Below are 13,620 nucleotides of genomic sequence, written 5' to 3'. Positions count from 1 at the left end.
CACCACCGTGACCGGAGCGATGCCAACCGTGTCCGGCTGTCCCTCCCCAGGCCCTGGCTCGGGGACCGCTGCCCAAGCCCTTGAGTCAGATCCCCGGACCAGATCCCCGGTCGAGGTGCCCGAACCGGAGCCCGCTGCTCGGAGCCTGACCGCCCCTGGTGCCTACTGCTCGGACCCGCTGCCCGGTGTCCGAGGTCCGCTGCCTCGTGACCGGTGTCCGGCACCGAGGTCCGCTGTTCGCCTGTTCGCCTGTCCGAGGTCCGCTGCCCGGCGCCTGTCAGGGAAAGGCTGTCGCCGAGCGCACCATGCGCAGCGTCCACCAGGTTCCGAGGGCGTCCAGGGCCACCCCGCCCACCAGGCAGGCCAACCCCAGCGGCGTGGTGAACAGGAACGCCAGCGGCGACCCGCCCAGGCCGGAGGACAGCAGTAGCCCGACGGCGGGCAGGGCGGCCAGCACGATCGCGGTGGTGCGCGGACCGGTGGTGCGCGCGGCGGCCTCCGTGCGCTGCTCCTCCTGTTCGGTGAGGTTCGCCGCCAGGGCGTCCACCACCTCGGCCAGGCCCGCCCCGGTGTCCGCGGCCACCTCCCAGCACACCGCCAGGTAGGCCAGCGCCCACAGGTCCGGTTCGCGCTCGGCCTCGCGGCGCAACGACGCCGCGTCGGTCAGAGCGCCCACCAGCGGACCCGCCTCGGCGGCGGAGATCCGCAGGGCCTCCTCCGGCGGCTGTCCGGCGCGCAGCTCGGCGGCCAGCACCCGGCACAGCACCACCACCGCGCCGCGGCGCCGGGCACCCTCACCGGGACGGGCCGCCAGCGCCCTCCAGTCCAGGGAGCGCGACACCGGACGCCGGGGACGGGAGAGGAGGGCCGCCAACCGGCCGCGCCGCGCGCCGGGGACCAGGCACAGCAGCACCAGACCTCCCGAACAGACCACCAGCGCGGTCACCACCGACGCCACCCCCCGCCCAGACGGGCCGCCACCTCGTCCGCCCCCGCGTGCTCACGGCGGGCACCGTCGGGACCGAAGGACACCGCTGGCACCGCGTCCACCAGCCCGTCCGAACCGCGTCTCAGCACCCGCAGCTCGGCCAGGCGCCGCCCGCCGGGTTCCCGGACCAGGTGCACGACCATGACCCGGGTCGCGGCCAGCTGACTGTGCACGGCGGCCCGGTCCAGCCCGGCCGCGCACCCCAGCGCCTCCACCCGCGCGGGCACGTCGCCCGCGCCGTTGGCGTGGAGGGTGCCCGCGCCGCCCTCGTGCCCGGTGTTCAGGGCGCCGAGCAGGGACACGATCTCGGGCCCGCGCGCCTCGCCGACCACCAGCCGGTCCGGACGCATCCGCAGCGCCTGCCGCACCAGGGTCTCCAACGACACCTCGCCGCTGCCCTCGATGTTGGGCGGACGGGTCTGGAGGCGGACCACGTGCGGGTGCTCGGGCCGCAGCTCGGGGGAGTCCTCGGCCAGGACGATCCGCTCCCCCGGATCCACCAGGGAGAGCAGGCACGACAGCAGGGTGGTCTTGCCCGTGCCGGTGCCCCCGCTGACCAGGAACGGCACACGCGAGGCCACCAGGGACCGCAGCAGCGCGGCCCCGCAGGGGGAGACCGCCCCCCGCTCGGCCAGCCGCTCCAGGGTGAACACCCGCCGGGGCGGCAGCCGCAGTGACACGCACGCCCCGGCGGGAGCCACCGGCGGCAGCACCGCGTGCAGCCGCGCCCCGCCGGGAAGCCGGGCGTCCACGTACGGCACGGCCGCGTCCAGCCGCCGTCCCGCCTGCGCAGCCAGCCGCTGGGCCAGTCGGCGCACCGCGTCCGCCGACTCGAAGCGCACCTCCGCCCGGCGCAGTCCCCCGCCGTCGTCCACCCACACCTCGTCGGGACCGTTGACGAGGATGTCGGTGACCCCCGACGTCATGAGCTCCTCCAGCGGCCCCGCCCCGGACAGGTCGGCGGCCAGACGGCGGGTCATGGACAGCACCTCGGTGTCGCCCAGCAGACCTCCCTCGGCGCGCAGCGCCGCCGCGACGCTCGACGGGCTCACCGGCACCCCGGACGCCACCAGGCGGTTGCGCACGGCCTCCACCAGAGGGCTCACCGGACCTTCTCCAGCGCGGGCAGGCCCGCCACGACCCGGTCCGCGAACCGGGCCAGGGGCGAACGGGGATGGCGGGCGGGCACGTCCCCGGCGGCCAGCGACCGGGCCAGCCCCGGCTCGGACGGCAGGTCCGCGCCCAGGTCCACCTTCAGGGCCCTGGACACCACGTCCGCGCTCAGTTCGCCCCGGGCGCCGCGCACCACCAGCCGCACGCTCCGAGCCTCCTCCCGCAGCCGGGCGACCGTCCTGGTCGCCGCCACCACCGAGGGCACGTCCGCCGGGACGACCACGAGCACCAGGTCGGAGCGGTTCAGGAACACGGTGGTGGCCGGGTCGAAGGAGCGCGGCAGGTCGGCCACCACCAGGTCGGTGCCGTCCCTTGCCGAGGACAGGACCGCGCGCACGGCACCCACCGGCAGGGGGCCGGTCGGCTCCCGGCCGCGTGTCCAGGTCAGCACCGACACCCGGGGGGTCCCCGGCAGCCCGGCGCGCAGGTCGCGCCAGCGCACCCGTCCGCGCCTGCGCAGCAGGTCGCCCCAGCCGGTCCACCGCTCGGGACCGGGGGAGGGGCCGCGGTCGCATCCGAGGTAGACGTCGGAGCCGCACCCGAACGGGTCGGCGTCCAGCAGGGCGGTGGAGCGCCCGGCGCGCTCACCGGCCAGGGCGAGCGCCACCGCGAGCAGGCTGGCCCCGGCGCCGCCCCGGCCGCCGACCACCGACACCGTGGGCGCCGGTGCCCGGTCGGGGGACGACGCCCTCGCGAACAGGTCGACCAGCAGCGCCTCGTCCCGGGGCAGCAGGAGGACGCGTGTCTCCCCGGACCCGTGCGGGGTCTCCGCCCCGGAAGCGCCCGGTGCCGGGTCCTCCACGGGAACGCCCGGCGGGGGGCCCTCCAGGGCAACGCCCGGTCGGCGCCGCTCCGGGGGGACGCGCGGCCGGGGCACTGCGGCGTCCGCTGGCGCGGACCCCTCCCGCGGCAGGGTCCCGTCAGCGAAGGCCTCCCTCGCGTCCCGGGTCACGACCACGTGGCGGCCCGGCGCAGGGTCGGCGGCCCGCAGGAGCGCGCGCAGATCGGCACCGACCACGACGAGCGGGGCGTGCGGCCACAGGCTCAGCGCCCGGTCGGGGGTGTGGGCGACGGCGACCTCGGTGGAGGCGGCGGTGGCCAGCCTGAGGAGGTCGTCGAGGAGGAGGGGATCGGCGGTCGCGAGCAGGGGCCGGTGCTGGACGTCCATGGGACCTCCCGGATCGAGGGGCTTTCCTCGACCTTCGCCGACCGGGCACGACAGCGAAAGCCCCGATCCGAAGCTGTGGACAACTTCGGCGGGGCTCGGAGCGGCGCGGGGAGTCCGGTGCGGGGGCGTCGCGGAGGCCTGCGGTCCGGTTCACCTGAGATCCGGTTCCTTCGCGATCCGGTTCACCTGGCGGGCGGGATGCGTATACGGGGGCGGATACGCACCCCCGCCCGACAGGCGAGAGGAGCGGACGCGGGGACTCGCCTTCACAGGGGGAGAAGGCCGCCACGCGAGATTCCGGTCCCGGGGGGTAGGACCGGGTCCGCCCTCTGGTGAGGGTCGGCGGAGAGACGTGCTCCCGCGACCACCGGAAGGCACACGGACGTCATTCGAAGAAGAGGTATACCGCCGGAACGCGAAATGGGGCGCGCACGGCGGAGGCGCGAAGCGGGCGGCCTGCCCTCCCGGGAACGACGGGACAGACGTTACCACGCAACGTTCCGTATCGGTTCTGGAATCAAGGGTAAAAATTCGGGTCAACCGTCTTTTCGGCGCCGGAACATCGGCGTAGAAAGAAAGCAGTCGGTGGCTGAGAACCACCCCGACGCGAGAACCGGGAACCCACGCGCCACTTGGCCCCGTGAGGCCCGTCTAGATCGGACAGGATGATGTCCTGCCTGGTCAGACTAGGGAAATGGACGCCTGCTAACCCGGCGGAACGTGTCGAAGGCGGCGCCCCGGGAGACACGACGGGGCGCCGTTCGCCTTGTGCGCACGCAAGGGCCGTGCGGCCTCCGTTCCCCTGCGGAACCGGCAAGCGTGACCGAACCGATACCCTTCCTGGAGCTACCGGTCGGTAAATAAACGATTAGTGTTCAACTTTTCGGTCGCGCACAGTTGTCGCCCGTCAAAAGTTGTTGTCCTTTCGCGACTGTTCCACGCGCCTCGCCCGCTCCGGGTGCCCCGAGGCGCCCGGACCGGGAAACGGCGCCCCGCGCTCAGCCGCGCTTGAGGGCCTCACAGGTGGCCAGCGAATCCTGTGCCCCCGCGCGGACCGCGCGGCAGCAGTACGCCACCCACCCGGCGACGCCCTCGGGAGTACCGCCCATGTACCCGAGCAACGCCGGTCCGTACTCGTCCCGCAGCGTCCGGTGCCCCAGCTCGGACGGCACCAGCGACTTGGGGTCCAGACCCCGCTCCACCAGCGTCAGCCGCTCCGCCGCGCGCGCCACCAGGCCGTCGCCCCAGCCGAACGGCCGGACCGCCATCAGCTCCCCGTGCACCAGGGCCGACATCACCAGCGCCGGAACCGACGTGCGCACGCCCAGCAGCGAGTACAGGCCCTCCAACCGGGCCATCGCCGTCTCCGGCGCCGGGGCCGGGCCCAGTCCCAGCGGGTCCTCGACCCGTTCCCCGGCCCTGCGGGGGCGGCCCAGCGCGTCCGCGGACACCGCGTCCGCCGCGGCGAGCGTGTGCAGCCGGGCCAGGACCTGGCGCGGCGCCCTCGGCCAGGTGTCCACCAGGCTCCCCAGCTCTCCGGACACCCGCAGCGCGCCCTTGACGCGCGTGTCGTACACGTGCCCCCCGCGGATCTCCTCCATCGAGACCTCGGCGCCCTCCAGTGCCGCCGACGCGACCGCGCCGCGCAGCGCGGACTCCATGGACACGTCGCTGCTGCGGCGGCGCAGCACGCGGTGCCCCAGCAGACGGTCGACCAGGGTCCGTGTCTCGGCGACCGCGTCGGCCACACCGGGCAGCTCGGCGATCCGGGCCAGCGGGTCGGGCGCGGGGGAAGAAGTCGGTTCGCTCACGGAAAACAACACTACGCGCCGGTAACACGGGAGGCCCACACCGGCGGGCCAGGTCGGCGACCCGAGCCAGTGCCGCCGCGCGGACCGGCCACCGCGACCGCTCGTCGCGGCAGGACGACCGTTCGCCGCCCGTTCGTCGCGCGCCCGGCCTTCCCCGCCGCTGGACGCCGCCCCGGCTGTTCACGGGGTGTCGCACCACATGATTAATTGGGTGTGAACCAGCCTACGTAAGGAGAATCACAGTGGCCGACAGCACTCCCGCGAGCCAGGAGACACTGTCCAACCTTCTCCACGAGACGCGCAGCTTCCCTCCCCCGGAGGCGCTCGCCGCCGACGCCAACGTCAAGGCCGACGCCTACGCCAGGGCCGACGAGGACCGTCTCGGCTTCTGGGAGGAGCAGGCCCGCAGGCTCCAGTGGGAACAGCCCTGGGACACCGCCCTGGAGTGGAACCCGCCCTTCGCCAAGTGGTTCGTCGGCGGCAGGATCAACGCCTCCGTCAACTGCGTGGACCGGCACGTGGCCAACGGCCTCGGCGACCGCGTCGCCTACCACTGGGAGGGCGAGCCCGGCGACACCCGCACCATCACCTACGCCGAGCTCAAGGACCTGGTCTCCCAGGCGGCCAACGCCATGACCGAACTCGGTGTGCGCAAGGGCGACCGCGTCGCCATCTACATGCCGATGATCCCCGAGACCGTCGTGGCCATGCTCGCCTGCGCCCGGCTGGGCGCCGTCCACATGGTCGTGTTCGGCGGTTTCTCGGTGGACGCCCTGGGCCAGCGCCTCGACGACAGCCAGGCCAAGCTCGTGGTCACCGCCGACGGCGGCTACCGCCGCGGCAAGGCCAGCGCCCTCAAGCCCGCCGTGGACGCCGCGGTCGCCGACCGCCCCGCGGTCGAGAACGTCCTCGTGGTCCGCCGCACCGGCCAGGACGTCGAGTGGACCGACCGCGACGTGTGGTGGCACGACGCCGTGGAGTCCCAGAGCACCGAGCACACCCCCGAGGCGCACGACGCCGAGGACCCGCTGTACATCATGTACACCAGCGGCACCACGGCCAAGCCCAAGGGCATCCTGCACACCACGGGCGGCTACCTCACCCAGGTCGCCTACACCCACTGGGCGGTCTTCGACCTCAAGCCCGAGACCGACGTCTACTGGTGCGCCGCCGACATCGGCTGGGTGACCGGCCACTCCTACATCGTCTACGGCCCGCTCGCCAACGCGGCCACCACGGTCCTGTACGAGGGCACCCCGGACACCCCGCACCGGGGCCGCTTCTGGGAGATCATCGAGAAGTACAAGGTCACCATCGCCTACATGGCCCCCACGGCGATCCGCACCTTCATGAAGTGGGGAGACGACATCCCCGCCAAGTTCGACCTGTCCAGCCTGCGCGTCATCGGCTCGGTGGGCGAGCCCATCAACCCCGAGGCCTACGTCTGGTACCGCAGGAACATCGGCGGTGACCGCACCCCGGTCGTGGACACCTGGTGGCAGACCGAGACCGGCGCCGTCATGGTCAGCCCCCTTCCGGGAGTGACCTCCGGCAAGCCGGGCGCCGCCATGCGGGCGATCCCCGGCATCGTCGCCGACGTCGTGGACGAGCAGGGCGAGTCCGTCCCCGACGGCGAGGGCGGCTTCATCGTCATCCGCGAGCCGTGGCCGGCCATGCTCCGCGGGATCTGGGGCGACCCCGAGCGCTACAAGGACACCTACTGGTCGCGCTTCGAGGGCCTGTACTTCCCCGGTGACGGCGCCAAGAAGGACGCGGACGGCGACCTGTGGCTGCTGGGCCGCGTGGACGACGTCATGCTCGTCTCCGGCCACAACATCTCCACCACCGAGGTCGAGTCCGCGCTGGTCTCCCACCCGCGCGTGGCGGAGGCCGCGGTCGTCGGCGCCACCGACAAGGTCACCGGACAGGCCATCGTCGGCTTCGTGATCCTGCGCGGCGGTGAGGAGGAGGTCCCCGAGGACCTGGTCCAGGAGCTGCGCAACCACGTCGGCACCTCGCTCGGCCCGATCGCCAAGCCCGCCCGCCTCCTGGCGGTGCCCGAGCTGCCCAAGACCCGCTCGGGCAAGATCATGCGGCGCCTGCTGCGCGACATCGCCGAGAACCGGGCCGTCGGCGACACCTCCACGCTCACCGACTCCTCGATCATGGAGGTCATCGCCAAGCAGCTGCCCTCCGCCAAGCAGGAGGACTGAGCCGAGGGGCCCGCGCCAGGCGTGCGGGTCCCCGTCCACCGGTGAACGGCGCCCCGGTCCGGGGCGCCGTTCGCTGTTCCCCGCGTTCCCCCGCGCCCGGAGACCCGTGGCCGCCGCGCCTGTCGCTCACCCGTGTGACGAAACGCGGCGGCGCCGTTGTGCGTGCCGTGAGAGACGTCCGAGACGGGGTATGTGCGAGGATGCGGAGGATCATCCGTGCGTTCTGACCGAGAGAAGGGAACCTCCACGATGGCGGAGAAGCCGGGTACCGGTGCACCTGGCGCCACCAGGGACACCGACCGTTCGATCAGCGAACTGGTCTCAGACGCCACGGGCAACATCTCCCGTCTGGTCAGCCTGGAGATCAAGCTGGCCAAGCTGGAGGCCAAGGCCGACGCGGCCAAGATCGGCAAGGGCGTGGCCGGCTTCGCCGTGGTCGGGGTCCTCGCCCACATCTTCGTCATCCTCCTCTCGGTGACCGTGGCCTTCGTCCTGTACGAGGTCGCCGGACTCCCCGGCTGGGCCAGCTTCGGCATCGTCACCCTCGCCTACCTGCTGCTCGCCGCGGCCTTCGGCCTGTACGCGATCGCCACCCTCCGCAAGCGGGAGGGCCTCCAGCGCACCGCGCTGACCACCTCGCGCTTCGCCGGCATCCTGCGCGGCGACATCCGCCCGCCCTCGAACACCGTCGGGACCGCCGACTCCGCCGAGGCGTCCGCTCCCGCGGCCCGGTAGACCCGCGCGTTGTTGGACGACTCGGCCGCCTACGTCGACGGCCCCTGGACCCACAGGACCGTCAGCGCGGCGGGAGCCCGGTTCCACGTCGCCGAGGCCGGTGACGGACCGCTGGTGCTCCTCCTCCACGGTTTCCCCCAGTTCTGGTGGGCCTGGCGCGCCCAGCTGACCGCGCTCGCCGACGCCGGCTACCGCGCGGTCGCCGCGGACCTGCGCGGCTACGGCGCCAGCGACAAGACCCCGCGCGGCTACGACCTCGTCACCCTCGCCCAGGACGCCGCCGGACTGGTCCGCGCCCTCGGCTCACGGGACGCGGCCGTGGTCGGACACGGCCTGGGCGGCCTCGTCGCCTGGACGATGACCGCCTACCACCCCGGCACCGTGCGCGCGCTGGCCGCGGTGTCGTCGCCGCACCCGCTGCGCGCGGCCCGCGTCCTGGCCTCCGGCGGCCCCGGCGTCCGCCACATGCTCCGGGCGCAGTTGCCGATCCTCCCCGAGCACCGGCTCCTGAGCGACGGGTGCGTGCGCGTGGGCGACCTGCTCCGGGAGTGGTCGGGCCCCGGCTGGCCGGACACCGAGGCCGAGGAGCACTACCGCCGCGCCTTCGCCGTCCCCAAGGTCTCCCACTGCTCCCTGGAGAGCCACCGCTGGATCTTCCGGTCGCGGTGGCGCACGGACGGTCTCCGCTACAACGCGCGGATGCGCCGCGCTCCCGTCCGCGTCCCGGTCCTCCAACTCCACGGGACCCTCGACCCGGTGTGCCCGCCCGGACCGGCACGCGCCTCACAGGGCATGGTGGCGGGGGCCTACCGTTGGAGGCAGGTCCACGGCGCGGGACACTTCCCGCACGAGGAACGACCGGAGGAGGTCTCCCGAGCGCTCGTCGAGTGGCTCGCGGAGGTCTCGGCGGGGAGGCGGACGGAGTCCTCGCAGGTGAGCGGAAACGGCGGTGAGGCACTGATGGCGACGGAGACCGCGGACGGACACCGGGAGTCCGGGGGCCGTGCAGGCGGGCGGGACCGCAACGAGACCGGGCAGGCGCAGAACCAGCGCCCCCGGGACCGGTACGGGCGCCCGATGCCGCACGGGAGCGAGGGCGAGGTCGAGCGGGTCCCCGACGACGCCGAGTTCTCCGCGGAGGAAGGTCTGGAGGAGGCCCAGCGGCTGCTCGACGGGGGGTACGCTTTCACCGCCCACGAGGTCCTCGAAGCCGTGTGGAAGTCCGCGCCCGACCCGGAGCGGGAGCTGTGGCGCGGCCTCGCCCAGACGGCCGTGGGGGTCACCCACGCGCAGCGCGGCAACATGGTCGGCGCGGCACGCCTGCTGAGGCGGGGCGCGGACCGTGTGGAGCCGTTCGGACCGGACGCCCCCCACGGGGTGGACGTGGCGGGGGTGGCGGCGTTCGCCCGTGCCCTGGCCGACGACCTCGACGCCGGACGCGCCCGCCCGGGTGACGGGATCGACCCGTCGGGGATGCGCCTGCTCGGCGGATAGCCGCCGGGGCACGCGTTCTCCGGTCGTTGGGGCGCACCTCGCGAGGCCCCGCCGCGGACCGGTGACGGACCCCGCGGAGAGTCCCGTGGTATCAGCGCATCTTGTGACCAGTGAGGTCTGTGTGGTCTACGGGGCTCATTCCCTTTTTGTGGGCTTATGTGCGCTTTAGCGTTAACATCGCATTGCGGCATTATGAGATGTTATATAAGCTGCATATCACCGAAAAAGGCATTTATCCTTTTCCTGAGATCACCGGAAGATCACATCTTCGGATTTTCTTGAGGAATGGCGGGTTCGGCTCTCACCTTTCTTTGCCGCCGTGCGTAGACTCCCCGGATCACCGCCCGTGAACATGCGGCACGGGCGGTACGCACCACAACCAAAGGTGGCACCGCTTCGACCCCGCCAAGCGTGCCGTCGGGCCAGCTCAGGCTCCTTCCGGACGGCGGTACGTCCACGTCCGCGAGGACCGGCGCCCACAGGGCGATCCGTTCCGCGCGTTCTCCGGTGGACGGGGCCGAAAAGGTCGTGCCCGTCTCAAGGAGGACGGATTGTCTGGGCTCAACCTCGCCGCTGAAGGCGGCATGGCCCTATCACTGGCAGGCACCGACTTCACCCTCGTCATCATCGTCATGGTGGTGGCTCTTCTGGCACTCGCCGTCGCGGGCGTGCTGGTACGTGAGGTCCTCGCCGCAGGGCAGGGCACAGAGCGAATGCGGGGCATCGCGCTCGCGGTGCAGGAAGGGGCGGCGGCCTACCTCAAACGACAGTTCCGCACCCTCGCGGTCTTCGTCGTCCTCATCCCGCTCCTGCTGCTCCTGCTCCCCGCCGACTCGTGGGCCATCGCCATCGGCCGGTCGGTCTTCTTCGCCCTCGGCGCCCTGCTGTCGGCGGCGACCGGCTTCATCGGCATGTGGCTCGCCGTGCGCGGCAACGTGCGGGTCGCCGCCGCCGCCCGGGGCGGTGACGACGCCTCCAACCGCACCGCCATGCGCATCGCCTTCCGCACCGGCGGCGTGGCGGGCATGATCACCGTCGGCCTCGGCCTGTTCGGCGCGGCCGTCGTCGTCCTCCTCTACCGGGGCGACGCCCCCATCGTCCTGGAGGGCTTCGGCTTCGGCGCGGCCCTCCTCGCCATGTTCATGCGTGTGGGCGGCGGCATCTTCACCAAGGCCGCCGACGTCGGCGCCGACCTCGTCGGCAAGGTCGAGCAGGGCATCCCCGAGGACGACCCCCGCAACGCCGCCACCATCGCCGACAACGTCGGCGACAACGTGGGTGACTGCGCCGGTATGGCCGCGGACCTGTTCGAGTCCTACGCGGTCGTGCTGGTCGCCTCGCTGATCCTCGGCCGCGTCGCCTTCGGCACCGAGGGGCTGGTGTTCCCGCTCCTGGTTCCCATGATCGGCGTGCTCACCGCCATCGTCGGCATCTTCCTGGTCGCCCCCCGCGCCAGGGACAAGACGGCGATGTCGGCCATCAACCGCGGGTTCTTCATCTCCGCGGCGATCTCCGCCGTGCTCGTCATCGGCACCGCCTTCTGGTACCTGCCCTCCAGCTTCGACCAGCTCTCCGGTGTCAGCCCGCAGGTCCTGGCCGAGATCGAGGAGGCCGGGACCAACCCGGACCCGAGGATCATCGCGGTCGTGGCGGTCCTCATCGGCCTCGTGCTCGCCGCGGCCATCCAGCTGCTCACCGGCTACTTCACCGAGACCGACCGGCGCCCCGTCCGCGATATCGGCGACAGTTCCGAGACCGGCGCGGCGACCGTCATCCTCTCCGGCATCTCCGTCGGCCTGGAGTCGGCCGTCTACTCCGCCCTCCTCATCGCCGGAGCGGTCTACGCCGCGTTCCTGCTCGGAGGCGGCTCCATCACCCTCAGCCTGTTCGCCGTCGCCCTCGCCGGAACCGGCCTGCTCACCACCGTCGGCATCATCGTGGCGATGGACACCTTCGGCCCCGTCGCCGACAACGCCCAGGGCATCGCGGAGATGTCCGGGGACGTGGAGGGCCGGGGCGCGGAGATCCTCACCGGGCTCGACGCCGTCGGCAACACCACCAAGGCCATCACCAAGGGCATCGCGATCGCGACCGCGGTCCTGGCCGCGACCGCGCTCTTCGGCGCCTTCCGCACCTCCGTGCAGGCCCAGCTCGGTGACGCCGACGAGGCGTTCTCGCTCTCACTGGACCAGCCCGACGTGCTCGTCGGCGTCATCATCGGCGCCAGCGTGGTGTTCTTCTTCTCCGGGCTCGCCATCATGGCGGTCGGCCGGGCCGCGGGCCGGGTGGTCATGGAGGTGCGCGAGCAGTTCCGCACCCGACCGGGGATCATGGACGGCACGGAGAAGCCCGAGTACGCGCGGGTGGTCGACATCTGCACCAAGGACTCCCTGCGGGAGCTGGTCACCCCGGGCCTGCTGGCCGTCCTCGCGCCGATCGCGGTCGGCTTCGCCCTCGGCTACGCCCCGCTGGGCGCGTTCCTGGGCGGTGCCATCGCCGCCGGTGTGCTCATGGCCGTCTTCCTCTCCAACTCGGGCGGCGCCTGGGACAACGCCAAGAAGCTCGTCGAGGACGGCCACCACGGCGGCAAGGGCTCGGAGGCCCACGCCGCCACGGTCATCGGCGACACGGTCGGCGACCCCTTCAAGGACACCGCCGGTCCCGCCATCAACCCCCTGCTCAAGGTGATGAACCTCGTCGCCCTGATCGTCGCGCCCAGCGTGGTGATCTACGCCGACAACGTCGTCCTGCGGGCGGGGATCGCGGTGGCGGCCGTCGCCGTGCTCGTCGGCGCGGTCCTGTGGTCCAAGCGCCGCGGGGGAGGCACCGAGACCGACCTCGCCGAGACCGGCGGCCGGTCCGCGCCCAAGGGCGCCCCCGAGACCGGCGGCGCCTCACCCCAGGGGGAGGTCTCCCCGGCCGGAGACGGCGGTGCCCGTGAGGACACGGCCGACGACGGTGCGGACGACCACAAGGAGGAGGCCCGCGCCGGAGACGGGAAGTAGGGGAAGCACCGGTCCCCGCGGCCGCCCGGGTATCCCCCGGGCGGCCGCGTCCGTGTTCGGTCGGGGCCTAACCTGGGAGCACAGCCGAGCGAGCGAAGGGGTGGTTCCCGGTGTCCGGGATGAAGGGACTGTTCGTCATCGTGGGTGTCATGGTGGCGTTCATCGTGGCCCTCTCCATCGTCGCGACGGCGGTGTCCCCGTGAGCGGCGCGCGGAGGCTGCTGCTGATGCGGCACGCCCAGGCCGAGAACGGGTTCGAGGACTTCGAGCGCGCTCTCACCGACCGGGGCCGGAGCCAGGCCGAGACGGTCGGCCGCCTGCTCGCCGAGCGGGGGTACGTGCCCGACCACGTCATCTGCTCCGCGGCCAGACGCACACGGCAGACGCTGGACGGTGTGCTCGGGGCGATGGAACCGGGGGCCCGCCCGGAGGTGGACTACTCCGAGGCGGCGTACTCGGCGGGGGTGGACACACTCCTGGAGCTGGTGAACCAGGTGGATCCCGACGCGAGGACGGTCCTGGTCGTCGCGCACAACCCGACGGTGGCCCAGCTGGCCGGTGCCTTCCTGGGGAGCCCGGCGGCCTACCCGCCGGCCACCGTCGCGGCTGTCGAGCTGGAGGTGGAGTGGCTGTACGCCGCTCCGGGAACCGGTTCCGGCACACTACTGAACTAGTGTGACCCAGGACACGCCTCCTTTGAGTTGCCAGGCCCCGGGGCCGCGGGTAATGTACTCCGAGTCGCCTCCGAACGGCCCAGGGCCGCGAGGGGCTACGACACCCCTTCCGAGCGAAACGAACGCGGATATCCGCGGGCGTGCCGGATACCCCTTCTTCCTCTCAACCGAGTCGGTTCGAGCACTGCTCCGAGTCGGCTAGGCTTCGGGAGGCGCTTCCAAGGAAACACGGAAGCGAAACGGGAAACGGGCTTTACCCCGACCAGGAACACCACAAACCGCCGATTTGGCGGGGCGCGGAACACCTGATAAAGTAAAGACACAACAAAGCGGAAACGCAGACGCCTTCGGCGGAAAAGC

The 13,620-nt window shown here is 72.6% G+C and carries 9 protein-coding genes and 1 pseudogene; 6 read left to right on the top strand and 4 right to left on the bottom strand.

What is annotated here, in order from left to right; all coding sequences use genetic code 11:
* Nucleotides 1-277: 277 nt before the first annotated feature.
* From FYW99_RS27525 to FYW99_RS27510, 4 genes are all read right to left on the bottom strand, one after another.
* Nucleotides 278-958, bottom strand: coding sequence for a type II secretion system F family protein (locus FYW99_RS27525; RefSeq protein WP_150254930.1), 681 nt, complete (start codon nucleotides 956-958; stop codon nucleotides 278-280).
* Complete coding sequence (locus FYW99_RS27520) at nucleotides 943-2,094, bottom strand: TadA family conjugal transfer-associated ATPase (protein ID WP_150254929.1); 1,152 nt, start codon at nucleotides 2,092-2,094, stop codon at nucleotides 943-945. The genes FYW99_RS27525 and FYW99_RS27520 overlap by 16 nt, the downstream gene beginning before the upstream one ends.
* Complete coding sequence (gene ssd, locus FYW99_RS27515) at nucleotides 2,091-3,329, bottom strand: septum site-determining protein Ssd (RefSeq protein WP_150254928.1); 1,239 nt, start codon at nucleotides 3,327-3,329, stop codon at nucleotides 2,091-2,093. The genes FYW99_RS27520 and ssd overlap by 4 nt, the downstream gene beginning before the upstream one ends.
* 998 nt (nucleotides 3,330-4,327) lie before the next feature.
* Nucleotides 4,328-5,140, bottom strand: a complete 813-nt coding sequence (locus FYW99_RS27510) for a Fic family protein (RefSeq protein WP_150254927.1) — start codon at nucleotides 5,138-5,140, stop codon at nucleotides 4,328-4,330.
* Nucleotides 5,141-5,382: 242 nt separating this feature from the next.
* Between FYW99_RS27510 and acs the strand changes: the two genes are divergently transcribed.
* The 6 genes and pseudogenes from acs (at nucleotide 5,383) to FYW99_RS27485 (ending at nucleotide 13,260) form a co-directional block, all read left to right on the top strand.
* Nucleotides 5,383-7,353: an acetate--CoA ligase gene (gene acs / locus FYW99_RS27505; protein ID WP_150254926.1), complete on the top strand. Its 1,971-nt coding sequence runs from the start codon at nucleotides 5,383-5,385 to the stop codon at nucleotides 7,351-7,353.
* A gap of 249 nt (nucleotides 7,354-7,602) precedes the next feature.
* Nucleotides 7,603-8,088 (top strand): phage holin family protein, encoded by a 486-nt coding sequence (locus tag FYW99_RS27500; protein WP_150254995.1) that lies wholly within the window; start codon nucleotides 7,603-7,605, stop codon nucleotides 8,086-8,088.
* 114 nt (nucleotides 8,089-8,202) lie between these two features.
* Nucleotides 8,203-8,952, top strand: a pseudogene (locus FYW99_RS32605) (alpha/beta fold hydrolase); the annotation flags it as partial.
* A gap of 96 nt (nucleotides 8,953-9,048) precedes the next feature.
* Nucleotides 9,049-9,582 (top strand): DUF309 domain-containing protein, encoded by a 534-nt coding sequence (locus FYW99_RS32600; protein ID WP_223839686.1) that lies wholly within the window; start codon nucleotides 9,049-9,051, stop codon nucleotides 9,580-9,582.
* A 584-nt stretch (nucleotides 9,583-10,166) separates the two neighbouring features.
* A complete protein-coding gene (locus FYW99_RS27490; protein WP_150254993.1) occupies nucleotides 10,167-12,587 on the top strand; it encodes a sodium-translocating pyrophosphatase in 2,421 nt (806 codons plus the stop codon).
* A gap of 199 nt (nucleotides 12,588-12,786) precedes the next feature.
* Complete coding sequence (locus tag FYW99_RS27485) at nucleotides 12,787-13,260, top strand: SixA phosphatase family protein (protein WP_150254925.1); 474 nt, start codon at nucleotides 12,787-12,789, stop codon at nucleotides 13,258-13,260.
* Nucleotides 13,261-13,620 lie beyond the last annotated feature (360 nt).

This window comes from Nocardiopsis deserti (assembly GCF_008638355.1).
Classification (GTDB): domain Bacteria; phylum Actinomycetota; class Actinomycetes; order Streptosporangiales; family Streptosporangiaceae; genus Nocardiopsis; species Nocardiopsis alborubida.
The sequence above is the reverse complement of the archived record's forward strand: the minus strand, read 5'-3'. Positions and strand labels throughout refer to the sequence as shown.

Coding starts and splice junctions, on each gene's coding strand:
- FYW99_RS27490 (WP_150254993.1), top strand. CDS start 10,167: ATGGCCCTATCACTGGCAGGCACCGACTTCACCCTCGTCATCATCGTC.
- FYW99_RS27500 (WP_150254995.1), top strand. CDS start 7,603: ATGGCGGAGAAGCCGGGTACCGGTGCACCTGGCGCCACCAGGGACACC.
- FYW99_RS32600 (WP_223839686.1), top strand. CDS start 9,049: ATGGCGACGGAGACCGCGGACGGACACCGGGAGTCCGGGGGCCGTGCA.
- ssd (WP_150254928.1), bottom strand. CDS start 3,329: ATGGACGTCCAGCACCGGCCCCTGCTCGCGACCGCCGATCCCCTCCTC.